This is a genomic window from Aristophania sp. ESL1142 (assembly GCF_058107345.1).
Genome location: NZ_JBYLUH010000001.1, coordinates 164897 through 189502, shown reverse-complemented (window position 1 = coordinate 189502; position 24606 = coordinate 164897). Strand labels below are relative to the sequence as shown.

The following is a 24606-nucleotide window of genomic DNA, read 5'->3' as shown; positions in this document are numbered from 1 at the left end:
GCTCCGTAAGAGGAGCCTTTTATGTCTGGGAATCTTCAGGCTTGTAGGATATCGTGGTCGGACTGGTCTGTAATGATGCTATGCTTGGCTTCATTGAGGCCAATGACAGTCACATTCTTCCCGTGCTTTTGTAGTTTCTCAAGGATTTTTTCCAGTTCCTCTACTGAGGTAATATCCCAGAAATGAGCGTGGGTCAGGTCGATAGTGACGTTTTGGGTTGGATGATTGAAGTCAATTGCATCACTCAGCAGGGTGGCAGAGGCAAAAAAGACCTGTCCTGAGACATGGTAAATGATCTCATTGCTTGTTTCTTCCTGTGTTACATGAATGAGGCGTGATGTATGCCAGGCGAAAAATACACCCGATAATAAAACCCCTGCTACGACTCCTGCAGCGAGGTCATGTGTCAAAACCACGATAATGACTGTCACAATCATAATAAGGCTGGAAAGTTTGGGGTGGCGTGTAAGGTCTTTTAAACTGCCCCATGAAAATGTACTGATGGAGACCATGACCATAATAGCAACCAGGGCTGCCATCGGGACCTGAGCGACCCATTTATGCAGGGCTACCATTAAAAGAAGGAGGAAGGCACCAGCCGTAAAGGTCGAAAGGCGCCCACGTCCTCCATAGCGGAGATTGCCCACAGTCTGGCCAATCATGCCACATCCTGCAATCCCTCCGAAAAGTCCTACCAGAATATTGGAAATTCCTAATCCTGTACATTCACGCTGTTTGAGACTGTGTGTATCGGTCAGCTCATCAACGACAGTGGCAGTCATAAGGGATTCCAGTAATCCGACGGCCGCCATGGCAAGTGCATAGGGGAAAACAATTTCCAATGTTGCAAATGTCAGGGGAAGGTGCGGAAGAACGAGATGAGGAAGACCCGTGGGGAGCTCACCAAGATCAGCGACTGTGCGGACAGGCATGGGATGAATGATTGTAATAGCTGTCAGAACAAGAATGCAGATTAAAGGAGAGGGGATAATTTCTGTAATTTTGGGAAGTAGATAGATAATGGCCAACCCAAGAAGAATTAACATATGGGTGTGCCAGCTTACGCCAAGCATTTGCGGGACCTGGGCCGAAAAAATCATAATGGCCAGAGAATTGACAAACCCGGTCCTGACTTCGCTTGAGACAAAGCGCATGACGGCCTGAAGACGGCATAAACCGAACAGGACTTGTAAGGCACCGGCGATGAGTGTGGCGAGAAGCATGTAATTAATTCCATGCTGATGCACGAGTGGCGCGACAACGAGTGCAACAGATCCCGCAGCTCCAGAGATCATGCCCGGTCTTCCTCCGAAGATGGAGATCGAGACAGAAATAACAAAGGAAGCGAAGAGAGAAACGGCCGGAGGCACGCCGGCAATATAGGAAAAAGCAATGACTTCGGGAATCAGGGCAAATGTCCCCACCATTCCTGCCAATATCTCACGTACCGGGCGCTGGGTCCATTGCTGGACATAAGCAGAATCTGCCATAGAAGTTTCGACCTCACTTTTTTATTTCTGGATAAAAATATGCGCCGTATTACAGGCCCGGAGCGGCAATAATGAGTGTTTTATAGGCATTTTGGTCGGTTCTGTGAACCCGGAACGTCGCGGCTTGTAGGAAGAAAAAAGACAGATATTAAAAAATACTGCAAAAGGGGGCTGGACGGAATGTCCAGGATTTTATAAACCTTCTTTCGCTGTGTGGCGGATGTAGCTCAGTTGGTAGAGCGCCGGTTTGTGGTACCGGTGGTCGCGGGTTCGAGCCCCGTCATTCGCCCCAGCAGATTTCTCCCCTGAAAATCAGATTAATTGATTTCAACGTGTGTTGATGGATGTCACATGTAAAGCGTCCAGGATTGTCTCAGCGGGGACATTCAGGGGTAAATGGCTCAGCATGGCAGAGGATAGGGCACCAAGACTGATATTGAGTGTTCTATCATTCGGGTTGGCAACATAGTCAGCCAAAGGTGCGGCTAAAGGGCGTTTTTCACTTAAGGCCGTGAGGTCATTAATGGTCGTCTCGCGGAGTTTGTCCTGTTGTAATGTAGGTGTGATCTGTTTTGCCAATGCCAGGCCAAGATCGACAAAATGATCTCCATGAATGGTGAGAATCACGCTGCTGAATTCCAGATTCTTGGAAAAATTATGCAAGATTTCAGGAGGTTGATAAAAAGGGTTCTCGTAAGGGAAACTATAATGACTGTCGAGAGTCGCATTGCCAACATTTTCAAGAGAGAGATGGGCAGTGGCATCACTTTGCCAAAGTCGGTCTTCATGGCGGCTTATCAGGGTCGAGCGTAATGTCCCTTCCGCGCCATTAATGGGGAAGGGGAGGGCAATTTTGTGAGAAGGCCGGATATGAAACCCCTTTAAGAACATTTCAGTCCGCTGGCTGTTATTTTCATTACGGCGTGAAAGATAGAGATAATCAAGTGCTGCGCTATTTTTATCCGAATTTTCATTAAAGGCCAGTTTTATACCATTAATGGTGATGGTACCCGTGCTGCTCCAGGGGAGATCAAGAGGCCTTTCCCAGAAATCATGTGTGGTCTGTGAATCCCCTTTAAAAGGATGTTGCAGCAAATGTGTGATCCCTTCTTTGCCTTCAATGGACGCAAAGCTGAGTGTTGCAGGCAAGGGAGAGGTATCTTTCGCTTTTTCAGGAGCCAGGAGGACGCTGGCCAGCGTTGTACCAAACGCATTGAGATTATCTTTGCTGATATTAATTCCTAAAGAAAGATTTTTCAGCGCTGCATAAATCCTTTTCCCTTGTCCGTAACCTTCCAGTGTCATGGAATCTGTCTGAGCATTACGAATGGTCAGATTCTCGTAGGGTGTTTCAATAGGTGTTATGAATCGGAGCTTCAGGCCTTTGACCTGTGTGAGAGCAAAACGGAGTGAGGTAAGATTTTCAGGGTTGAAGGCCAAAAAGGTAGCTAGGGATTTCATGCTATCGGCTGTCAGGTCGTTATCACTCAATCCTGGTGCAGCAGGAATGATCAAATGTCTGAAAGTAGTCTTGTGAATCTCGAGTTGGAATTTTGAAGTACTATAACCCATATCCTTAAGTGTCAGACTCGAGAGGGTCAGCTGTCCTCCATGCATGAATTGCGGATGCCCTAAACGGACGAGAGTAGCGTGAAAGGTTTTGTGACCATTTTTATAGGTCACGTCCTTTAATGTTATGCCTCCGACCATGATCGAAGGTGTTGCAGAGCGGTAAGTGAGGGTCGTGTTCGGAGGGAGAGCCGCTTGTAACTGCTCTACGGCGCGATGGAGTTTTAAGGTCGAACTGCGATAGATACCGAGAGCTGCGATGATGATGACGAGGACAACAAGGCAGAAAGCAAACCAGAGTCTTTTCACAGCAAGGAAATCCCCCAGGGGTTTACCCACTTGATGCTCCTGAGAGCAGGAAAGTGGGAAATGGAAAGGTGATAGACTGCCCGACTTTACCGAATTCACTAGCTTATGGGCAAGCTTTTCTCAGGTTATATTCCTGAGGGGCAAAAGCATTACATTTATAAGGTAATATAATACCACATATCTGTGTTTCCTGATATACTGCCAAAAATTAAAGAGATCACTTTATAAAAAAGCTTGACCTCTTTAGAAGTTATCGCGATAAGACACACACTTGATTGTTCCTGTGAGAGGCTCAATGGCTTTATTTAAAGATAAGGTTGGAGTGGTTGGGTCTTGCAGCAGGTAATATTTTTCCTGGTGCGGCGATGTTCGCGGCACTGCTAGACTGGAAATGTCACGAATGAAAACCACACTTTCGCTGAAACCCGCGGAGGTTACAAGGAACTGGATTCTGATCGACGCTGAAGGGCTCGTTCTTGGTCGCCTTGCTACGATTATTGCCAATCGTCTCCGTGGTAAACATAAAGCACAATACACACCTCATGTTGATTGTGGTGATGCTGTTGTCGTTATTAATGCTGACAAAATTGCCCTGACGGGCAATAAAGTTGGTCAGAAGCTGTTCCATTATCACACCGGCTATCCCGGCGGGATCAAAGAACGCACGATCACACAGCGTCTGGAAGGGAAGAATCCTGGACAGGTTGTTGAGAAGGCTGTTGAGCGTATGATTACGCGTGGTCCTCTTCAGCGCGCTCAGATGAAGCATCTCTATGTTTATGCAGGGGCAAGCCATCCTCATGATGGTCAGAATCCTGTTAAGCTGGATGTAGCTTCCCTGAACCGCAAGAATACCCTGAACCGCAAGTCGTAAGGCCTGGATCATGTCAGAAACTCAAGAGCGTCCCGTCGCTGAACGTACCGGCACGTTGCAGGATCTTGCCAGCGTAGCCCCTGTTGTTACAAATGCTGCCCCTGTTTATGAAGCAAAGCGCGATGCCCAAGGGCGTTCCTATGCAACAGGTCGCCGTAAAGATGCAGTTGCCCGCGTGTGGCTCAAACCTGGCAAAGGCGATATCATCGTCAATGGCCGTGAAGTCACGACTTATTTTGCACGCCCTGTGCTGCGTATGCTGCTTGCTCAGCCTTTCCTTGTAGCTGATCGCTATAACCAGTTCGACGTCTATTGCACTGTTAAAGGTGGTGGGCTTTCTGGTCAGGCTGGTGCTGTCCGTCATGGTATCTCACGTGCCCTGACTCATTATGAGCCTGCACTGCGTACTATCCTGAAAGCTGCTGGCTTCCTGACACGTGACAGCCGTGTGGTTGAACGTAAAAAATACGGTAAAGCTAAAGCTCGTCGTTCTTTCCAGTTCTCAAAACGCTAAGTCTTTTCGTTTTAAGAGACTGTTTAAAAGACCCTGTGAATCTATTTTCACAGGGTCTTTTATTTTGTGGAAACAGAACAGGATTATTTTATGCGGACTTTACGGTTTCGTATCAGAATTGAAATGATTGTGCAGTAATATTATTACGCTTAATTGTCATTTTTGGTATTATAATTTCTAAAAATATGAAGAAATCTTTTTGTTCTTTATAAAATAGGTATAAAAAATCTGTAATTTCTGTTTTTTTGTGGTTGCCAAATCTTGGCAGAAGGTTTTTCATAACTCGTAAAACTATGTCCTGAATGGGGCTGGGACTTGTCCAGATAAGTGAAAGAACAGGCTGATTTTATGAAGAACTTTGTATTTGAGGAAACATCTCATCCCACTCCTGTTGATCAACGTCAGAAATTGCTCAGTGACCCGAAATTCGGGCGCGTTTTCTCAGATCACATGGCTCTTATTCGTTATAGTGAAGATAAGGGATGGTATGATCCCAAAATCCTTCCAAGGCAGCCTCTTCCACTAGACCCGGCTGCGACAGTTTTTCATTATGGGCAAGAAATTTTTGAGGGTATGAAGGCTTACCGTGGACGTGATGGGAACCCTCTTCTTTTTCGTCCCCAAGCAAATGCAGCCCGTTTTGCGGCGTCAGCGCGACGCCTCGCTATGGCAGAGCTTCCGGAAGAGTTGCTGATTGACTCGATAAAAGCCTTATTGAAACTCGATCATGAATGGATCCCGACAGGAGAGGGGCAAAGTCTTTATTTACGTCCTTTTATGATTTCCAATGAGGTTTTTCTGGGTGTGAAGCCCTCTCACGAATATCTCTATGTCTTGCTAGCATCTCCTGCAGGAGCCTATTTTGGTAAGGGATGCGTCGATGTATGGGTTACAGATCGCTATACACGGGCTGCACAGGGGGGAACAGGTGAGGCTAAATGTGGCGGCAATTATGCTGCCAGCCTTGTAGCACAGGAAGAAGCAAGCCAGAATCATTGTGACCAGGTCCTTTTTCTTGATGCCGTGGAGAAACGCTATATCGAGGAAATGGGCGGGATGAATATAATGTTCGTCCGGCATGATGGTTCTGTTGTAACCCCTCCTCTTAATGGATCTATCCTCAGAGGTGTGACACGCGATAGTCTGTTGAAGTTAGGCCGTCATATGGGGATCGCTATGGAGGAAGAAGTTCTTTCCATTGATGATGTATTTTCAGCGATTGAAAAGGGCGAGATTACAGAGGCATTCGCTTGTGGAACGGCTGCTGTCGTTTCACCTATCGGGTCTTTGAAGCGGGCTTCAGGGAAAGTGACTTTAGGTGATGGCGCAACACCAGGAGACGTCACCATGAAGTTGAAAAAGGCTCTGACAGCCATCCAGCGCGACGAGGCGGAAGATCCTTTTGGCTGGCGTTATCGGGTTATTTTATAAGTCATTGATTGAAGAAAAGGAGAGGTCATGGCTCAGGCTGTCCTCATTCGTAACAAAGTGTCGGGTATCATGCGTGAGGGTTATGTCGGCTTTAGCTGGACCTATCTTTTCTTTGGTTTTTTGGTTCCCCTCTTCAGAGGGGAAATTGCCATTGCTGTCTTTCATGCGATTTTGACATTTTTAACAGGTGGTTTCTGGCAGATTCTTTATGCATTTTTCTATAATCGCCATTATATGACGCGCATGTTGTCGCAAGAAGGGTATGAGTTGGCTGACACGCCAGAACGCAATCAATATGCAGCCTGGAAGTTAAATATCGTTCCCTGAAAATAACTGCGTCATAGGAATTGGTGAGAACTCAAGGGCTTTCGTGCGGAGTGGCCGGCAAGAGGATGTTCAGTCGTTCTTCAATCTGGGTCTGAAGGGATTCATCGCGCGGAATTGACGGATTTGCGAGTTCGCGCTTCATAGCGAGTAGGATATCTGTCGTTGCGGTCTGTACAGCTTTGTGCCACCAGCTCAATGCTTCTACATAGTGTCCCTGGGCGATGAGTGCTGTTGCATAATTATGTTGCCCTCGATAATCACCTCCCTCCGCTGAGCGTCTGTACCATTCCAAAGCAGATAGATGATCGCGTGGTGTTTCCCAACCTTCTTCCATGAAACGTGCCATGAGATTCATGGATTTGGCATGACCTTTTAAAGCGGCTTTGCGAAAAAGGGTATAAGCGCGAGCGCGATCGGCCTTAATCCCAAGACCGCGTAATGTCATGATTGCCAGATTATAGCAGCCCCATAAGTCACCTGCATGCATGGCCTTTTCGTAAAAATTTACAGCTTCGGTCAGGTCGGCAGGGCACCCCCATCCAAAATGGGAGCAGCGTCCCAGCATGTTATAGGCTGGACCATAATCAGATTGTGCTGCAATTAGAAACCATTCCCGCGCTTGTGCAGGGTTTGGGGGGAGATATGTACTATTTAATAAGGCTTGTCCCCAGAGTACTTGTTCCAGAACATATCCATTTGTTGCCTTATTATAAATTTCAGAGAGTTCAGGAGGGACAATGTGAGGCTGAGGTGCCTTCTTAGTCCAGAACTTCTGGAAGATAGGGTATGCCATCTTTTTGAATCTTTCTGGGTTCAACCTATTGAGGGATATAATTCTATTAGGGTCTCAGAGAGAGCAGATAAAGGCGCAGAAATCCAGCTTTCACAATTATGAAAAGATTTCAGAGATAAAACATGAGAAAAAAATTCTGTCCTCAATGATTTTATGGTTTTCATCATGAGTAGAATAATTGGTGCGCACTGCGGGACTTGAACCCGCACGCTCTTACGAACCCGAGATTTTAAGTCTCGTGCGTCTACCATTCCGCCAAGCGCGCGACCATGGGCGCCTTATAGCGTATTTGTCTCTTACAGGGAAGATGGGGAAGAGTGTTTTTCGTTCTTTGTCTAAATGAGACTTAATAAGGCACTCCCATGAGCTTTTAACCAGTGTTCAGCCTCAATGCGCCCTTGTTGATTGTGCAAACAGTGAGAATCCACTAGTTCCCAGAAAGCGGGGCCATGATGAAAATGCTGTAAATGAGCCAGTTCGTGAATTATGACATAATCACGGATTGTCGGAGGCGTAAATAAAAGACGCCAATTAAGCATTAAGCGCCCTTTTCTAGTGCAGCTTCCCCAACGGGTTTTTGTATCACGAAAGGTTAAACCTGTAGGGAAAAGAGCCATTTTTTGACTATGTTCTGTGACTAAGGGAGTTATTTTCTTAAGAGCAAGTGATTTCAGGAATTCCTTCAGTCGTCGTTCATGGTGCTCTTTTTGCCCACTAATGTGAATTCCTTCCCCGTCCAACCAGACCCCCCGCTGAGCATCAGGCTCTCTGAAAAGAGGGACGGGTTTCCCTTCCAAAGGGAGAGATCCTGTATCAAGGGCTCTCGGCGGAAGTTCATCCAGGGCTTTTCTAACCCAGTGTGCTTGACTATGGAAAAAAGACAAACCTTCTTTTTGAGTGATGCCAGGAGGAAGGGTAATGATAATAGAACGGTTAGCAGGATCTATACGTAAGGATAAGCGCCGGGCACGCGGATTTTTTTTCCAGATTAGTGGGGGCAGTAACATGATGTTTCAGAATAAATAAACGTCATTTTTGGCCATTTTGAACGGTTTGTGGGGCTTCGGGCCATTCTCCCGGCCATTCGGCAAAATAATCTTCGAGAATCGTAACGGAGCGTTCATTAATAAAGCGATGTCGGACGGAAGCGCCTGAAAGATGCACGGTTTCCATTGTGCCTGAGACAAGAGGGTGCCAGTCTGGGAGGTCAAGGCCATCACGCAATAATCGGTAAGCGCAGCTTGGGGGAAGCCAGTCCAGCTCTGCCAGAAGTTCAGGTGTTAATGTGACGCAATCTCTGACACGGCGGTGGCGTTTTTCATAATCTTTACAGCGACATGTCTCTGAATCTAACAAACGGCATCCTACATTCGTCCATAATATTTCGTCAGTTTCATCTTCCCGAAATTTATGCAAACAGCATCGACCACAGCCATCACAAAGGGCTTCCCATTGGGAGAGGGTCATATCCTTAAGGGCGGTTGTTTTCCAGAAAGGAGAGTCTGTGGTCATATCGGCCTATTACATAGCAAGGAAACAGACCTTTTTAATAAAAATCTGTTTTAATATCTATAAGGCCTGTCTCAAGCCATTTTTTAAAAATAGCTTCAAGGACGGGACCGTAAATCATCCAGAAATCATCATCAATTATCAGACTCATATCTGTTATATGTTGTGTCTCATAGGGCAGATGAGGGGCCGCGTTATCAAGAATTTTTATAATATGATTACGTTGTGCAAAGGGGAGAGAAGAAGGTATTGCCCAAAAGCGTTTTGAATAAACGGAATAAGAAAAATTAGGAATGAAAGAGGAGTCACTTTCAAGATTACGGGCGGGAGTGAGAGTGCTTATAGGGGCAACTCCAATAATGATATTCCTCTTATGTAAAAGTGTCTGGAACCCGCTAGGCGTATGATACCAGGCGATAAATGGGCGGATCTGGTTAAGGAGTGTAAAAGCGCGTTTTTGTCCCTCTGCTGTTGAGAGGACATGGTAGATTTCTGAGGGTGGAACCTGATTTGCTAGTAATGCAATTTCAAGAGTCCCTCTAGCTTGCCTAGGGAGTCCTCTTTTTCCTGGATGCCGGATAACATCCCATATGGAACTCCAGTCTGGGGGAAATAAAAAACGTTTTTTGTGCCAGATGATAGTACTGTGAAGATAGCCAGCTGGTTTTCCGCAACTATTATTATAGATTGTAACGAGCCATCCCTGAGCACATCCAATCGCTGCTTCCTCCTCATTCAGCATAATGGCGTCCCATTCCAGCGGGTGGCTTTGGCTTCCGACAGAGGCTGAAATAGAAAAATTATCCCATATCGTGAGATGTTCAGTAAAATTTCGGGGAATTATAAGCCAATTACCATTTAAGAGCGTTTCAGCAACAGCAAAACGTAAAGAAGGAGAAGGGTTATTGATCGGAATATTTGCCAGCACATGAGCTTTGGCACTGGAAAGACACAGGAAAAATACGGGCAGAATCAACCAGGAAGTGAGAGAAGGATGACCCCTGAGATTAAGCTTGTCGATAGAAAAAAATGGTAAAAAGAGACACATTCCAGAATATTCTCTGATCGGAAATATGAAAAAATTGCCGGAAAAATAAAATTTTCTGGTGAGCGTTAACATATTTTTCAGAATATATAAATCTTCTAATTCAGTTAAATAGGGATTTATAATTAATATTCAGGAAGAGGTTAGCATCTTTTTAAATATAGTTTGAGATACTTTTTGTGCCTGTCCAATGAATTGCCAGAGGGCAGTAAGCAGGGAGAGTTTATTATGGCTGAGCAACTTAAAGAACGGATCGAAAAAGCCTCCGATAAAGCACAGGATTTTTTTAAGCAATATGAGGGGCTTTCTGCTGATGATATCAAAAAGGCGATTGATAAGTCTCTTGAAAAAACAGCCCATAATCTTGAGGAAATTGCACCTGCCCAGATGACAGGGTTTTATGGTCATGTAAGGGCCCAGCCCTTGGGTGCAGTTCTGCTTTCACTTCTGACGGGTTTTGTGCTGGGGCGTATTTCCAAATAATCCTGACAAAGATTGTAACAGAAAGCAGAGAAGGCTTTAACCTTTGCGCTTGAGCTTTTTTACGGCTATAGACGTTAGAATAAAGCGTTTTCGAAAGAAGAGGTACGGAATATGAGCAGCCCTATTGATTTAGGTCAGGAGATTCTGGCCGCGCAGGGACGGATTCTTACTCATGCCGTCAAGCGTCACGGTCTGAGGGCTGTTTTTGCCATTATAGCCTTGGTTTTCCTGTTGTTTGCGGCAATTTCCTTTCATGGTGTCCTTTGGGCTCTTTTCGCGAAAATATGCCACATGGGGCCATTTTATGGTGGCCTTTGTGTCATGGCCTTTGATATCGTTCTGGTGCTTGTTTTCGTACTGTTGGCGATGCGGAGTCGTTATCCCTCCTATGCTGAAGAACGGGAGAAAATGGATCGTGATCGCAAATTACAGGAACTAAGACGTGCTTTCGAAGTAACAGCCTTAGCGAAAGTTGCACTTGGCCCGCTTGGTCGTTTTGCTGGTGGGCATTTGTGGCGTGCTGCCAGCTCGCCTTTCAGGCGCAAGAAGAAAAAGTAGTGACTGTCTAAAATGGTTTCAACCTCTTTCTGTGATGGAAAGAGGTTTTTTTATGAAGGAAAGCCTTGCCGGGTTTTTCGGGGGTCATGGAGCCTATTCAGAAAAGCTGATATGTGTTTTTTTGGAACAGTTATCCGTAAAAATTTATTAAATTTACCAGGTTATGGTTCCTGATGGCTGTTCTAATTGATAATTATTCTATAACAACAGAGTCTGTACATTCATTTACGCTCATAAAAAGAGCTGATTATTTCATCAGGACGTCGTAGGAGAAGACACCGTGTTCGATCATGCGCAGAATCAGGGTTTATCCTTGGTTTGCGGGGCAGAATGAGCGTAGAATGTTGGCAGAAGTAAATCTTTTTGGTGTCTATGTCGCACCTATTGCCATTTATGCTGTAGCAGCAACGGTGGTAACGCTTACATGTCGCTTTGTCTTATGGCGTGTCGGCGCGCTGGGTTGGTTTTGGCATGCAGCTCTTTTTGAAATTGCTTTTTTTATCTGCGTATTGTGTCTTTTGGTCATTTATGTCTGACAGGTATGCGTCATGATCTGGGTCCGTCGTTTTGTCCGTCCTCTTTTGACGCTTCTCGTTATCGCATTGGCGGCTGGGTTGGGCTATGTTGTCTGGGATCTGTATGTCCTTGATCCGTGGACTCGTGATGGCAGGGTGAGAGTTTACGTTGTCGCCACTGCTCCTGAAGTTTCAGGGACGGTAGTCTCTGTGCCAGTGAAAGATAACCAGCTTGTTCACAAGGGAGATCCTCTTTTCAGAATTGATCCCTTGCGTTTTCAGATCAAGATTGATGAAGCGCGTGCTCGTCTTTCAGGGGCTGAAGAAGATTATCGTTTAAGTTTGTCAAATGCACGGCGCCGTCACGGATTAAGTGGCGTTGTCTCTCGGGAAGAGCAGGATGATTTTAATTCTGATGTCACGAGTAAAAGAGCGCAGCTTGATGAAGCCAAAGCGGCGTTGGACACAGCTCTGCTAAATTTACAGCGCTCCACCTTATATGCCTCAGTGGATGGGTATGTTACGAACCTGAATCTCCGGGTAGGGGATTACGTGAAGGCGGGGCAGCCTTATCTAGCTGTGATTGATGCCAGCAGTTATTGGTTATACGGTTATTTTGAAGAGACCAAAATGCACGGTGTGCATGTTGGTGATGAAGCGCGCATCAAATTGATGGGTTATCGTAAGATTCTGAAGGGTAAGGTTGTCAGTATCGGGCGTGGTATTAATGACCAGAATGGGAGCTGGGACAAATTAGGGTTGCCCACGGTCAATCCTATTTTTACCTGGGTGCGTCTTGCACAGCGTATTCCGGTAAGGATTGCGTTTGACGATGTGCCTCCTAATGTCATTCTATCAGCGGGGATGACCGCGACAGTCGCTGTTGGCAAGCAGAAAAATGGCGCCAAGGGCCTTCTGACAACCTGGCTACAGAATCATCTCTAGCATGAAAAAAAAATCCTTATCTCTGGTTCTGGGTCTTTGTTTTCTGTCGGCTTGCACAGTTGGCCCTGATTACAAGCCAGATCATTTCCCGGTACCCAAAAACTTTGCCGGACAGCCTCATCCGACTACGAAAGAAGAAGAGGTTCAGACAGAGCGTTTACTGAAAGAATGGTGGGGTCGCTTTAATGATCCTGTTTTAAATGATCTGGTAGAAAGAGCTATTAAAGGTAATTATGACCTTCAGGTTGCCTCACAGCATATTCTTGCTGAACAGGCTTTGAGACGTCAGGCGGAATCGGACTGGTATCCGCAGCTTGATGCCAATGCAGGGGGTGGGGATAATCGATATTCCATTAATATTGATAACTGGATCACCCGACCTGGTAACCCGATGAATCATCCTCACGCCTCTGTTCTGACCTATGGGGCCAGAGCAAATTGGGAGCTGGATGTTTTCGGGAGGATCTCCCGTACGGTCGAAGCCCGTAAACGTATTGTTGACGAAACAATAGAAGAGAGGCGTGGCGTTCTGGTGTCTCTGTTAAGTCAGCTTGTGAGCGATTATATTACGCTCCGGACCGTGCAGGAACGCCTGACCGTTACTGAAAATGCGATCAAGGTTGCTCATGACGGAACGATACTGGTTGAACGGCTTTATGAAAATGGGGTTGGCAATACGCTGACAATTGCCCAGTCAAAATCAGAGGAACATACTGAGCGTGCTCGTCTCCCTGATCTTCTGGCGCAGCAACAGCGTTTAATTCACGCAATTGCTGTGTTGATGGGGGAAATGCCCGGTAATCTGGAGCCTCAGCTTCAGAAACGTCAGAAACTTCCTATGCTGCCTGTTTTTCCTAAAGCTATCCCTTCCATGGTTGTTGCAAATCGTCCTGATATCCGGGAAGCAGAGCGTCACTATGCTGAGAATACGGCTCGTATAGGGATTGCGGTTGCCCAACTCTATCCTAATTTCAATATTCCACTGGATTTTAATCCAAATTCATCAGCTCTTTCTCATGCTTTCCAGGTTAATGCGATGAGCTGGAGTGTCCTGATGATGGCTTCCGTTCCGGTGCTTCATGGCGGCAAATATAGTGCCCAGATTATGCAAGCTCGTGCTGAAGCGGAAGGCAGCCGTTTGCAATATCGTCAGACGGTGCTCAATGCCTTGCGGGAAGTGGAAGATGCCATCGTTAATTGGCAGCAGGATAACCAGCTTGTTAAAGAGCGCAGGGAGGCGGCTGAACAGGCAAACCTCGCCCGTGATCGGGCAAGAGAACTTTTTACAGCCGGATTGACGGGGTATATAAACGTGTTGAACTCTCAGCAGACTGCTCTTAAAGCACAGGATGATGCGGTTTTGGCTCATGGTAAACGCCTTGATGATGCTGTAACATTATACGTTTCCTTGGGAGCAGGATGGCAAGGGCAGGAGTTGACTGATACGCGTTTACCAGTCGAGAAAAAAGATCAGAGCATTCTTATGCGGGCTTTTTCTCGTTAAAGTTCGAAGCATCAGAGGTGAGCGGGAAAAGATTTGAAAAGCGTAAACTCATCTCCAGCTCATTACCTTTTTCATCCAGAACTGTTGTTGTAACTGTCCGGTCCAGACGCATTTTGTCGTAGCCAGCCAGGTGAATGATACCTGCGGGAGCATGAGGATAAAGATGCTCGCAGATTTTTCCTGTTTTACTATTGAAATACCAAGGTCCCATATAATTACATCCCGCGGGCAGAAATTCGACAGGAAGTGAATCTATATGTCCACAAAGAGAGAGGGATAATTGGTCTGAGCAGAAAATCTTACCGTGCTTTAAAACGACTTTCTGCCATTCTCTAAGTCTTTGCCAGTGAGGAGCTGTACGGGATAGAGCGAAAATTCCACCATTTAAGGTGGGGCGGACGCCAATTTGATGACGGATGGAACGGGGGAGCCGGGCGATTGTAGAGTTTTTATAGAGAATAGAACGGATCTGGGCGAGGTCAAAAGGCAGCCATCTGAGACGAAAAGGTTTGTGTAAAAAGAGTTCAGCAATGGTTGCCAAAGCAGGTCTTTCAGTTTCTGCCGCTCCAAAAAGAAGTTCAAGAGCTGAAGATTCCTGTACCCATGTATCTGCATCCAGCCAGAGAATGGTTTCATAGTCAGGAAAGAACGTATCAAGCCATAATTTAGAAAGTCCGATTGCCAGGCTTGGCCTTTTTTTCAGATGTTTGGAGGGTAAGTCAGGGGGGATGTAAGGCGCTTGGACCGTAATTGCCAATTGAGCCAGTTTTTTAACCTGTTGTGCTGTTAAACCACCATCAATACAGGCAATAGCTAGTTTTTTAGCTTCAGGAAAGCGTCTTACAGACGTAACAAGTTCCTCAAGTAAAGGAAAATAACGACTATCACATCCAGTAACAAGAAGACGTTTTTTACCTGAATCAGGGTTAAAAGGAGGATAAGGAGAGGCAGACATCATAATATTGACCTCCTAGGGCTGTTTTATAATATGTATTATATAATCGGAAAAATTAGGTGAAATTAGGTAACGAATTCTGTGTTATGGTTGTGTAAGGTAAAAGGATAGACACGTCAAAAAGAGTGTTTTTAAATTTTTAGGGAAAGATGTTTTTTGCGAAAGAAGCTGCGCTGATCTCAAAGGATTATCCAACTTCTGGCTTGTTTTAAGCCCCTTGAACTTCATTCTGTTGATGTACATTTCATGAATAAAGGGAAAAATTGTGAGCGAGAAACTCCCCATAGCAGATTTTTTAAGGCCAAGATTAAAAAAACTAATTCATGAAGGGATACAGTCTGGCTTTACTTATGGACAGATTATTGCTGTCTTGATCGATCTTCTGGATGATACTGATTTGAAGGATTCTGAATAATAATGACAGACCCATATGCCACGTTAGGGGTTGCCAAAACAGCGGATGATAAGGAAATTCGGAGCGCTTATCGGCGTCTGGCCAAGCAATATCATCCCGACCATAATCCCGATAATGCCAAGGCGGAAGAGAAGTTCAAAGCAATCAGCAAAGCTTATGAAATTCTTGGTGACAAGGAAAAGAAAGCACGTTTTGATCGCGGAGAAATAGATGCCGAAGGTCAGGAACGTGCTCCCTTTGGAGGTTTTGGCGGCGGAGGCTATGGCGCCGGTGCCAGCGGTTTTAGCGGACAGCATGGCTTTCAGGGAAATGAAGATTTAGGAGATTTCTTCTCCAATATGTTTGGCGGAGGCGGGGGATTTCGTTCTTCATCGCGCACCCGCCGGGGAGAAGACCTTCATGGTGACCTGACAGTTTCGTTTGAACAGGCAGCTTTAGGCGATAAACGTGAGATTGACCTAGGAACAGGACAGCAAATTGCTGTTACGATACCGCCTGGGGTTGAAGAAGGTGTGACATTACGCGTGAAAGGCAAGGGAATGCCAGGTCACGCTGGCCCTTCTGGTCAGGTCGGTCCAGCGGGGGATGTCCTTCTCAAGATTCACGTCACCCCGGACCCCTATTATAGTCGTGAAGGGCAAAATTTACGTGTTACGCAGGATGTGGACCTCAAGACAGTTCTTCTGGGTGGGAAGATCCGTGTGCGGACTCCGAAAGGGATAGTAGCGGTCTCCGTTGCGCCACATTCTGATAGTGGGACAGTTCTGAGGCTTAAAGGACGTGGCATTGCAGCTCATGGCCGTTCGGCAGGAGGGGATTTACTTGTGACCTTGCGTGTAAAACTTGGCAAGCTTGATCCAGAACTTGAAAAGCTTATTGAAGGTTATTATCAGCAGAAAGACGCAGCGTGAGGTAAGGTGTTATCCTGATCATGATGAAGATTTTTATGCCGATTACTACTTTACGGGATTGGTTCCATAAACGTGATATTATCGGCTTGATGGTTGCGGTTTCACTGGTTGTCCTGTTGATAGGATTAGGTCTTTTGGGTGTCAGCCGTGTTGATGGCTTCCATCTTGCAGGAGGATAAGCCAAAAAGGGAAAGTTCTTTTTTCTGATTCAGGCGTTTTATGTCTTCTGCCCTGCCTCCTGCTTCTTCAGATTTCTCACAGAGAAATAAAGCCTTCCTGGTTGTTCTGGCTATAGAGATCTGGGAACGCTTTGGCTATTATGGGATGCAGGCTGTCCTCACCATTTTTATGGTGCAAGCCCTGCATATGCAGGATGCTGATGTCAATCTGTTGCTCGGAGCGTTTGCAGTGTTGGCCTATAGCCTGCCTATTATTGGCGGGTTTCTTGGGGACCAATATCTTGGCACGCGTCCTACTCTTCTGATCGGGGCAGTGGGATTAACGGTTGGATACGGGCTTCTGGCTGTATCATTGCAGCAAAAAATATTTTTCCTACCCGCCCTAGCCTTGATTACGCTCTCAAATGGCCTGTTTAAGCCCAATGCGGGTGCGTTGGTACGCTGTATCTATGCAGCTGATGAGACAGCGCTCGATGCTGCTTTTACACTTTATTATATGTCGATCAATGTTGGTTCCGTCATTTCCATGCTGTTACTCCCCTGGGTGCAGGCTAAATGGGGACCATCTGTCGCTTTTAGTGGCTGTGTACTAGGGTTGCTGATCGGATTGGGTTTTTATGGTGCGCGTTCTTCGTGGTTGGCACCTTTCGCACCTTCCCCTGTGCTGAAACGTAATAAGAAGCTGTTTTTCTGGGCCATTTTCATTGTCGCAATGCTGATTCTCTGGGGTGCCGCTATTGCGGTGCTGGCTAACCCCCTGATTGCACGCTCCGGTGTTATGGGCGCAGGGGTAATCCTGATGGGTGTCTGGGCGTTTCTCATGACCAAGGCAGCCCCTTTTGAGAGGCCCGGTCTGCTTCTGACGTGTCTTTTGAGTCTGCAAACTGTAGCCTATCAGATTTTTTTTCAGCAAATGCAGACGTCTCTGACACTTTTCGCGCTCAGAGCGGTGTCTGGTCAGTTCATGATTGGATCAATCAAACTCTTTACCCTGACAGCAGGGCAGTTTTACGCTCTTAATCCTTTCTGGATTATGGTTTTTGGTCCGCTTCTGGCTGCTCTTTACAGACATTGGGCTAAAAATGGTCGTGATATTGCCCTTTTTTATAAGATTTTAAGCGGGTATGGCTTTGTCGGACTTGGCTTTCTGGTCTGGTGGCTTTCGGCTAAAACAGCCACGAATCTCGTTTCTCCATGGATTATGGTCTTAGGATATGGGCTTGTTTCTTTTGGAGAAATTTTGACTGTCGGGCTTGGGCTGTCGATTATCGCAAAATATGCTCCTGCGCGTATGAATGCCGTTCTGATGGGGGCTCTTTACATGCTTTGGGGGATAGGCATGTATGTTGGTAGTCTTGTCGCTAATAATGCTGCCTTGCCCTCTACAATAAGGCAGAATGTTATGGCGCCCCTCTATGCTCCTCTTTTTGAACATCTTTTTTGGGGAGCTATCATTTTATGCGTTATTCTGGCATCTTTCCTGCCTGTAGTAAAAAAGCTTGATGCTTTGCATCATAAAATTTGCAGATGAAGTCCTGATAAACAGAAAGAACAGGACTTCACCGGGGTATGGTTACCACGCCTGATTTGTCGGTCCGACTGTAAATTCGCTAATGGCCGTATCAGAAGGGGCATCAATGGCAAGGGCCACCACATTGGCGATTGCTTCAGGTGAAATAGCATGTTGGTCATAGAGTTTCTGCATAGCGTCGGCAGATTTTTTGTCTGTAATAGTACGGAGTAATTCTGTCTTGATTGCCGCAGGATAAATCGTTGTGGTGCGAATATTGGTTCCCTCCATAGCGGATTCCATGCGCAATACTTCCATAAAATCACGCACAAACCATTTTGTGCCACCATAGATTGCAGAGCCCGGATAGGTTTTAAGGCCCGCAACTGATGACGTTGCGATGATCTGTCCTGATTTCTGGGCGGTGAAACTTGGCATAACCGCGGCAATGCCGTTTATGAAGCCATTGATATTGACGTCAATTGTCTGATTCCATTCTTCTGTTTTCAAGGCAGAAACAGGTGATGTTGGCATAATGCCAGCATTGAGGAAAATAACATCCAACCGTCCAAATGTATCCTGGGCAAGCTTGACGATCTCTTGATTATCTTCCGGCTTTGTAACATCAAGCACCGCATAAATAGCCGTACCGCCTTCAGAGTTGATTTCATAGGTTATTTTTTTCAGCAGGTTCTCACGGCGGGCACCAAGAACGAGTTTTGCGCCCTGCTGCGCAAGAAGCCGCGCCGTTGCCTCACCAATGCCTGATGAGGCGCCTGTGATTATGACGACTTTATCCTCAATCATAATGATAATTCCTTTTGAAGATGTTCCAGTTCCTCTGAAGAATTGCCGGAAACGATGAGCGAGAACAGGATAGAACGCTGATTGTACAATGAGAACTATTATTTCAGTGAGGCTTATGTTCCAGGAAGAGTCTAGGCTCAGGACTCATTCTTTAAGATAGAAGATAAAGCTTGCTGCGATGTGGATTGCGGACATGAATGTATGTTTTTCTGAGAAAGAACTTTGATCTGATTTCTGAATTGCAGAAAGAGAGAAAGACCAGGTGGTCTCAGCGCGCAGAAGTCATGGTCAGGCGTGGAGTGACCGTGATAAAAGGCCTCCCCATCCAGCGGTAGTCAGAGCACCAGACGGAAAAATTTTTGATTACTACGAGAAGATACCAGGGTATCCAAGACACAGCTATTTCGAGCTCGAAACACAATGGGCCAAGGTGTGTTGGGAAATCGGTCACGCAAAACCGGGTAGTGATCTGACAAAAGATGAGAGGCGTTTTTAGACATGCTGGCTCGTATCCCTGGCATAGGATAACCTGACTTACAAAAAGGATGAAATTTTGGCCTATGTTTTTGTCAAGGCGGTTTTATTTGTACGTCGATATAAAATACCCCAGGCCAGCCCTAGTATGGCAGCTATCAGTGACCCGGCCAGCATGCCGAGTTTGGCTGCACTAAGTAAGGCTTCGTTCTTGAATGCGAGCATGGCGATGAAGATAGACATGGTGAAGCCGATGCCCGCTAATATGCCGATCAACGCAATTCCACTCCATGATATGTTGGGCGGTAGCTGACACCAGCCCATACGCACCATCAACCAGCTTATGCCTACAATACCCAGCGGTTTGCCGAGTACCAATGCGAGCGCAACGCCGGCCATTACCCACTGCGTGCCAGCGGCTGACAGGTCGATGCCGTCCATGCTTACGCCAGCATTGGCTAATGCGAACAAGGGCATGATGCCGAAGGCGACCCAGGGATGCAGGGTCATCTGTACGCGCACCACGGGCGGCAGCAGCTCACGCTGGGCCAATCGTAATTGCCGAAGCGGTACAGCTAGGTGATGCGCTCCTTTGGCATCGTCATGGTCACGTAGCTTTTGCGCCGCGTTCGTCACCATATCTAGCGGGCGCTCGCGCATAGGCCGTGACACAACCGGCGTCATCATGCCGAGCACAACACCGGCCAACGTCGGGTGCGCGCCGGTCATCAGTAGGCCAATCCAGATGATTGCCCCAGGCAACACATAGGCGAAGGCCGAACCTATGCCCATGCGCTGGAATCCGAGCACGGCCAGGATGCCCAGCCCGGCAATGAGGAAGCCGTGCCAGTCAAGGCCGCCGGAATAGAACAGCGCGATGATGAGCACGGCGATGATGTCGTCAATGATCGCCAGGGCCAGCAGGAACACCCGCATATTCGAGGGAATGCCTCGGCCCAGCAGCGCCAACACGCCCACCGCAAAAGCAATATCGGTGGCCGTGGGCACGGCCCAGCCATGAAGCCGCGACGGCTCGGCGTTCAAGCCCAGATAGATGAGCGCCGGCACGATGACGCCACCCAAGGCGGCCATGATTGGCAAGCTGGCTTGGCGCAGGCTGCTCAAGGCACCTTCATGGATTTCGCGGCGAATCTCCATGCCGACGACCAAAAAGAAAACGGTCATCAAGGTATCGTTGATGATGAAGTGCAGCGATTGCGAGAATGTGAAGCTGCCGATGCCCAGCGATACAGGCAAGTGCCAAAGCGCGTGATAGCTGTCGGCAAATGATGAGTTGGCCCAGATCAGCGCCACGGCGGCGGCGATCAGCAACACGATGCCGCTGGCGGCCTCGATGTGTAGGAATCGTTCGAGGGTGGCGAAGGCGCGTTCGGCCAGAAGTTGGGCGCGCGGCAGATCGTGCCGCGTGGTGTGGCGGTTCATGGTCGTCAAAACTCCGCGTGGCGGCCCGACCGACGCATGAACCTGTTCTCACTGCGACATGCAGCTAACACCCAACCCTATATCTACATCATGAATAAAATGCAGACCATCCTGAAATAAATTCAGGAATTTTCTGATTTTACTTCCGAAATTATCATTTCGGAGTCGAACCATATTGCCTTGGCGATAATGGTGTGCTCATAATGATTCGTTATCGCAACGAATTAGGTGGGCCATGAAGAGTATCCGACGGAGAAAGACGTATGTTCTTACGATCCTGACGGTCAGTTTTATGACAGACGTCTGCTTGTATAAATCAGCGCAAGCTGAGGAAAAGCTTGTGCAGACAGGGCAGGAAAATAAAGCGAAAAACTGGTTTTCGGATATTGATCTCGGCTTGCAGATTGAAGGGGGCATTATGGCCAATACAGGCCATCCCCGGAACGGCATGAATTTCGGTCAGCTTCTTTCCTCTCATAGTGATGAGCCACTTCTGAACCAGATCCTTTTAAATATAACAAAGCCGGTTGACCCTATTGGAGGAGGTTATGGCCTGGGGTTCAATTTTCAGCTTCTTTATGGGTCTGATGCCCGTGTTTATGGTATCTCCGGTATTTCGGATAAATGGATTGATAAGCGTTATCAGCTGACACCGACAGCAGCGAACATTGCTCTCCACATGCCTTGGCTGACAAAGGATGGGCTGGATGGACAGATCGGGATTCTTCCTTCGCCTATGGGGGTGGAAGTGCTGGATGCTGCGGCGCGTTCTTTTTACACGCTGGCCTATACATCTGAATATGCTGTGCCTTTTGAGCTTCTTGGAGGGTATTTCCAGTGGCATGTTGCAGAACATTACAACGTATTGTTTGGCCTTGATGCAGGCAATCAGATGTCCTTTGGTAAAGGCAATAATAATGGCCGTCCGTCAGGTTATGTGGGGTTTAATGGTCATGACCTTGCGGGAGGAAAGGTCAGTTTTACCGATATCCTTCGAATCGGACCTGAAAATGCTGTGGACTTGCTTGGGAAGCATGCAAAATCAGCGCAGCGTTTCTGGAATGATCTGAATCTGACATGGAAAATTGCTTCTAAATGGAGCGTGACAGCTGAGACAACATTTCTGCATGATGAAGCTCTGGGAGAGAGTTGGAGCGGTGTGGTCTGGGGACAATATAAGCTGACTGATACATTGAGCTTCAATGCCCGTATGGAACTTTACCGTGACAATTCAGGCATGTTTGTTGCTCAGTTTCCCGGGAATCGTGATTATGCACGTGCTCTTCTGGGGCATCATAACAGCAGTTATGGAGCTTCAGCGACGACCTATGGTGACCTGACGTTCAATGCAGTCTGGAGCCCGCATCTGGGACATGGGATCAAGACATTCCAGATCCGTCCTGAAATCCGTTTTGATCGTAGTTTGAATGGCACAAAAGTCTTTGATAATTTTCACCATCAGTCACGTATCCTCATAGGAGGAGACGCGACGATAGGATTTTAAGGTGGTTAACCGCGGCCGCGATAGCCGGGGACATCCTGTGAGGGAATCCAGACATCCTGCGGGGCCGTCCCTGTCTGCCAGAAAACATCAATAGGAATGCCGCCGCGGGGATACCAATAGGCACCGATACGCAGCCATTCAGGGTCGAGCAGTTCAACCAGTCTGGTTGCTATAGTGACAGAACAATCTTCATGAAAAGCACCATGATTGCGGAAGCTGCCCAGAAAAAGCTTGAGAGACTTACTTTCGACAATCCAGTCCCGCGGGATGTAATCAATAACGATATGAGCAAAGTCCGGTTGCGCGGTTACGGGGCAAAGCGACGTAAATTCAGGCGCTGTAAAACGGACTACATAGCGTTTCCCCTTATGAGGGGTGGGTACGCGTTCCAGAACGGCGTCCTCAGGGGAAGAAGGCAACGCGGACTGGCGCCCCAGAAGATGGAGGTTATCCGGCTGGGAGTGAGGAGAATCAGAGGAGGAAGCAGAAGACATGGGGTGAAATCCGACCTTAATTTCAGTTTAAAATGCGGGTATTATTTGCAAAATAATCGAAATCAGTGCAGAACACACCTAACTTCTGTCTTTAATCTGTTGTTTTCTGGAAGATCGCCTTGGATATTCGTAACATCGCCATCATCGCCCATGTCGATCATGGGAAGACCACTCTTGTTGACCAGCTCCTGCAGCAATCAGGTTCTTTTCATGAGCATCAGCATGTCGCTGAGCGCGCCATGGATAATAATGACCTGGAGCGTGAGCGTGGTATTACCATTCTGGCCAAATGCACATCAGTTGTTTGGAAAAATACACGCATCAACATCGTCGATACCCCAGGCCATGCCGATTTCGGTGGTGAGGTCGAGCGTATCCTGAGCATGGTTGATGGGGCCGTGATTCTGGTCGATGCTGCTGAGGGTGCTCTCCCACAAACAAAATTTGTGCTCGGCAAAGCGTTAGCACGTGGCCTGCGTCCGATTGTGGTTGTTAATAAGGTCGATCGTGGCGATGCGCGTCCAGATGAAGTGCATGATGAGGTCTTTGATCTTTTTGCCGCTTTGGATGCCAATGAAGAACAGCTTGATTTCCCCATGCTTTATGCCTCTGGTCGTCAGGGCTGGGCTGATACAGAGCTGGAAGGCGCCAGAAAGGATCTTGCTCCTCTCTTTGACCTGATCCTGAGCCATGTGCCTTCTCCAGGACTGGATAAGGACAAGCCATTTGCCATGGTTTCCACAATTTTGGAGAGCGACAACTTTCTTGGTCGTATCCTGACAGGCCGTATTGAGCAGGGACGTGCAAAGGTGAATATGCCGATTCGCGTCTTTACGCCAAACGGGGATATCGTTGAAACCGGTCGTGCAACCAAATTGCTCGCGTTCCGTGGTCTGGACCGCGTGCCTGTTGACGAGGCAGAAGCAGGTGACATCATTGCGATTGCCGGTCTTTCTGAAGCGACCATTCCTGATACATTGGCTGATCCTGCTGTTGAAGGGCCTTTGTCCTCGACACCGGTTGATCCTCCAACATTGTCCATGACATTTCGTATCAATGACGGGCCATTGGGCGGTCGTGAAGGGAAAAAGGTTACGTCACGCCAGATTCGTGACCGTCTGTTCAAGGAAACAGAGGGCAATGTTGCGATTAAGGTCACTGACAGCCCTGAAAGCGAAGCTTTTGAAGTGGCCGGACGTGGCGAGCTTCAGCTCGGTGTTTTGATTGAAACCATGCGTCGTGAAGGCTTCGAGCTGACGATCGGACGCCCTCGCGTGCTGTTCCGCGAGAATCCTGAGACCGGTGAGCGTGAAGAGCCTTATGAAGAAGTGCTGATCGACGTTGATGAGGAATTCTCAGGGGCTGTCGTTGAGAAAATGTCTCTGCGCAAGGGTGTGATGCAGGATATGCGTCCTTCTGGTGGGGATAAGCAGCGCCTGACCTTCCTGATTCCTTCACGTGGTCTTATTGGCTATCATAATGAATTCCTGACTGATACACGCGGCACAGGCATCATGAACCGTCTCTTCCATGCCTATATGCCTTATGCAGGTCCGATTGAAGGGCGTCGCAATGGGTCCCTGATTTCTGCTGAAGATGGCGTGACCACACAATATGCTCTGTTCTCTCTTCAGGATCGTGGCACATTGTTCGTTGGTGCAGGTGAAAAGATTTATACCGGCATGATTCTCGGTGAACATTCCCGTGAGAATGACCTTGAAGTAAATGCTGTGCGTGAAAAGAAGCTGACCAATATGCGCGCTGCTGGTAAGGATGAAGCGCTCCTTCTGACACCTCCTCGCAAAATGAGCCTTGAACAGGCCATTGCTTATATTGAGGAAGATGAACTGGTTGAAGTGACACCTTCAGCAATCCGGCTCAGAAAGCGCTATCTGGACCCGCATGAACGCAAGCGTGCAGCGCGTAGTAAAGAAGTCTAAAGGTAAGCTGATACGAAAAAGGCCGGATATTTCCCGGCCTTTTTTTATGCCCTAATATGATACATTTAAAAAGGTAAAAAACTATCAACCCAGGTACTGTTAGCCTAA

25 protein-coding genes and 2 tRNA genes are annotated in these 24606 nt (G+C 47.3%); 16 read left to right on the top strand and 11 right to left on the bottom strand.

The features are described 5' to 3' along the window. Positions 1-35: 35 nt before the first annotated feature. Positions 36-1490 carry a SulP family inorganic anion transporter gene (locus AC3B6P_RS00870; RefSeq protein ID WP_489804277.1) on the bottom strand — a complete coding sequence of 485 codons (1455 nt, stop codon included), beginning with the start codon at positions 1488-1490 and terminating at the stop codon, positions 36-38. Between the two features lie 216 nt (positions 1491-1706). Between AC3B6P_RS00870 and AC3B6P_RS00865 the strand changes: the two genes are divergently transcribed. Continuing rightward, a tRNA-His gene (locus AC3B6P_RS00865) sits at positions 1707-1782 on the top strand. A gap of 35 nt (positions 1783-1817) precedes the next feature. Here the strand turns inward: AC3B6P_RS00865 and AC3B6P_RS00860 are convergent. Further along, complete coding sequence (locus AC3B6P_RS00860) at positions 1818-3398, bottom strand: hypothetical protein (protein WP_489804276.1); 1581 nt, start codon at positions 3396-3398, stop codon at positions 1818-1820. A 370-nt stretch (positions 3399-3768) separates the two neighbouring features. On the opposite strand from AC3B6P_RS00860, the gene rplM reads away from it, so the two are divergent. The 4 genes from rplM to AC3B6P_RS00840 all read left to right on the top strand — a co-directional run bounded on the left by rplM (position 3769) and on the right by AC3B6P_RS00840 (position 6514). After that, positions 3769-4242, top strand: coding sequence for a 50S ribosomal protein L13 (gene rplM, locus AC3B6P_RS00855; protein WP_489804275.1), 474 nt, complete (start codon positions 3769-3771; stop codon positions 4240-4242). A gap of 10 nt (positions 4243-4252) precedes the next feature. Continuing rightward, a complete protein-coding gene (gene rpsI / locus AC3B6P_RS00850) occupies positions 4253-4756 on the top strand; it encodes a 30S ribosomal protein S9 (protein WP_489804274.1) in 504 nt (167 codons plus the stop codon). Between the two features lie 348 nt (positions 4757-5104). Further along, positions 5105-6187, top strand: a complete 1083-nt coding sequence (locus AC3B6P_RS00845) for a branched-chain amino acid aminotransferase (protein ID WP_489804273.1) — start codon at positions 5105-5107, stop codon at positions 6185-6187. 27 nt (positions 6188-6214) lie between these two features. Next, positions 6215-6514, top strand: a complete 300-nt coding sequence (locus AC3B6P_RS00840) for a hypothetical protein (protein ID WP_489804272.1) — start codon at positions 6215-6217, stop codon at positions 6512-6514. 31 nt (positions 6515-6545) lie between these two features. On the opposite strand, the gene AC3B6P_RS00835 is transcribed toward AC3B6P_RS00840, so the two are convergent. The 5 genes from AC3B6P_RS00835 to AC3B6P_RS00815 form a co-directional block, all read right to left on the bottom strand. Further along, a complete protein-coding gene (locus AC3B6P_RS00835; protein WP_489804271.1) occupies positions 6546-7307 on the bottom strand; it encodes a tetratricopeptide repeat protein in 762 nt (253 codons plus the stop codon). A 179-nt stretch (positions 7308-7486) separates the two neighbouring features. Next, positions 7487-7572, bottom strand: a tRNA-Leu gene (locus AC3B6P_RS00830). 70 nt (positions 7573-7642) lie between these two features. Further along, positions 7643-8314 (bottom strand): M48 family metallopeptidase, encoded by a 672-nt coding sequence (locus AC3B6P_RS00825; protein WP_489804270.1) that lies wholly within the window; start codon positions 8312-8314, stop codon positions 7643-7645. Between the two features lie 22 nt (positions 8315-8336). Next, complete coding sequence (locus tag AC3B6P_RS00820) at positions 8337-8819, bottom strand: YcgN family cysteine cluster protein (RefSeq protein WP_489804269.1); 483 nt, start codon at positions 8817-8819, stop codon at positions 8337-8339. 34 nt (positions 8820-8853) lie between these two features. Then, a complete protein-coding gene (locus tag AC3B6P_RS00815; protein ID WP_489804268.1) occupies positions 8854-9864 on the bottom strand; it encodes an extracellular solute-binding protein in 1011 nt (336 codons plus the stop codon). A gap of 225 nt (positions 9865-10089) precedes the next feature. On the opposite strand from AC3B6P_RS00815, the gene AC3B6P_RS00810 reads away from it, so the two are divergent. From AC3B6P_RS00810 to AC3B6P_RS00790, 5 genes are all read left to right on the top strand, one after another. Beyond that, on the top strand, positions 10090-10344 hold the full coding sequence (locus tag AC3B6P_RS00810) for a hypothetical protein (RefSeq protein WP_489804267.1): 255 nt from the start codon (positions 10090-10092) through the stop codon (positions 10342-10344). Positions 10345-10455: 111 nt separating this feature from the next. Beyond that, complete coding sequence (locus AC3B6P_RS00805) at positions 10456-10902, top strand: hypothetical protein (protein ID WP_489804266.1); 447 nt, start codon at positions 10456-10458, stop codon at positions 10900-10902. A 341-nt stretch (positions 10903-11243) separates the two neighbouring features. Further along, on the top strand, positions 11244-11438 hold the full coding sequence (locus AC3B6P_RS00800; protein WP_489805506.1) for a DUF1656 domain-containing protein: 195 nt from the start codon (positions 11244-11246) through the stop codon (positions 11436-11438). A gap of 12 nt (positions 11439-11450) precedes the next feature. After that, a complete protein-coding gene (locus AC3B6P_RS00795; RefSeq protein ID WP_489804265.1) occupies positions 11451-12362 on the top strand; it encodes an efflux RND transporter periplasmic adaptor subunit in 912 nt (303 codons plus the stop codon). A 1-nt stretch (position 12363) separates the two neighbouring features. After that, complete coding sequence (locus AC3B6P_RS00790; protein WP_489804264.1) at positions 12364-13866, top strand: efflux transporter outer membrane subunit; 1503 nt, start codon at positions 12364-12366, stop codon at positions 13864-13866. Here the strand turns inward: AC3B6P_RS00790 and AC3B6P_RS00785 are convergent. Further along, positions 13844-14824, bottom strand: coding sequence for a glycosyltransferase (locus tag AC3B6P_RS00785; protein WP_489804263.1), 981 nt, complete (start codon positions 14822-14824; stop codon positions 13844-13846). The genes AC3B6P_RS00790 and AC3B6P_RS00785 overlap by 23 nt on opposite strands. A gap of 262 nt (positions 14825-15086) precedes the next feature. Between AC3B6P_RS00785 and AC3B6P_RS00780 the strand changes: the two genes are divergently transcribed. The 4 genes from AC3B6P_RS00780 to AC3B6P_RS00765 are packed head-to-tail and all read left to right on the top strand — an operon-like array spanning position 15087 to position 17857. Beyond that, positions 15087-15236 (top strand): hypothetical protein, encoded by a 150-nt coding sequence (locus AC3B6P_RS00780; RefSeq protein ID WP_489804262.1) that lies wholly within the window; start codon positions 15087-15089, stop codon positions 15234-15236. A gap of 2 nt (positions 15237-15238) precedes the next feature. Further along, complete coding sequence (locus AC3B6P_RS00775) at positions 15239-16147, top strand: DnaJ C-terminal domain-containing protein (protein ID WP_489804261.1); 909 nt, start codon at positions 15239-15241, stop codon at positions 16145-16147. 20 nt (positions 16148-16167) lie between these two features. Continuing rightward, positions 16168-16326, top strand: a complete 159-nt coding sequence (locus AC3B6P_RS00770) for a hypothetical protein (RefSeq protein ID WP_489804260.1) — start codon at positions 16168-16170, stop codon at positions 16324-16326. 40 nt (positions 16327-16366) lie between these two features. Further along, on the top strand, positions 16367-17857 hold the full coding sequence (locus AC3B6P_RS00765) for a peptide MFS transporter (protein WP_489804259.1): 1491 nt from the start codon (positions 16367-16369) through the stop codon (positions 17855-17857). Positions 17858-17899: 42 nt separating this feature from the next. On the opposite strand, the gene AC3B6P_RS00760 is transcribed toward AC3B6P_RS00765, so the two are convergent. Both AC3B6P_RS00760 and nhaA read right to left on the bottom strand, forming a co-directional pair. Next, complete coding sequence (locus AC3B6P_RS00760) at positions 17900-18643, bottom strand: SDR family oxidoreductase (protein WP_489804258.1); 744 nt, start codon at positions 18641-18643, stop codon at positions 17900-17902. 558 nt (positions 18644-19201) lie between these two features. Next, positions 19202-20560, bottom strand: a complete 1359-nt coding sequence (gene nhaA / locus AC3B6P_RS00755; RefSeq protein WP_489804257.1) for a Na+/H+ antiporter NhaA — start codon at positions 20558-20560, stop codon at positions 19202-19204. A gap of 292 nt (positions 20561-20852) precedes the next feature. Between nhaA and AC3B6P_RS00750 the strand changes: the two genes are divergently transcribed. Beyond that, positions 20853-22064: an outer membrane beta-barrel protein gene (locus AC3B6P_RS00750; RefSeq protein ID WP_489804256.1), complete on the top strand. Its 1212-nt coding sequence runs from the start codon at positions 20853-20855 to the stop codon at positions 22062-22064. Between the two features lie 5 nt (positions 22065-22069). Here the strand turns inward: AC3B6P_RS00750 and queF are convergent, their stop codons facing one another. Beyond that, positions 22070-22558 carry a preQ(1) synthase gene (gene queF / locus AC3B6P_RS00745; RefSeq protein ID WP_489804255.1) on the bottom strand — a complete coding sequence of 163 codons (489 nt, stop codon included), beginning with the start codon at positions 22556-22558 and terminating at the stop codon, positions 22070-22072. Positions 22559-22677: 119 nt separating this feature from the next. Here queF and typA point away from each other — a divergent pair, with 119 nt between their 5' ends. Next, a complete protein-coding gene (typA, locus tag AC3B6P_RS00740) occupies positions 22678-24498 on the top strand; it encodes a translational GTPase TypA (RefSeq protein ID WP_489804254.1) in 1821 nt (606 codons plus the stop codon). Positions 24499-24606: the final 108 nt, after the last annotated feature.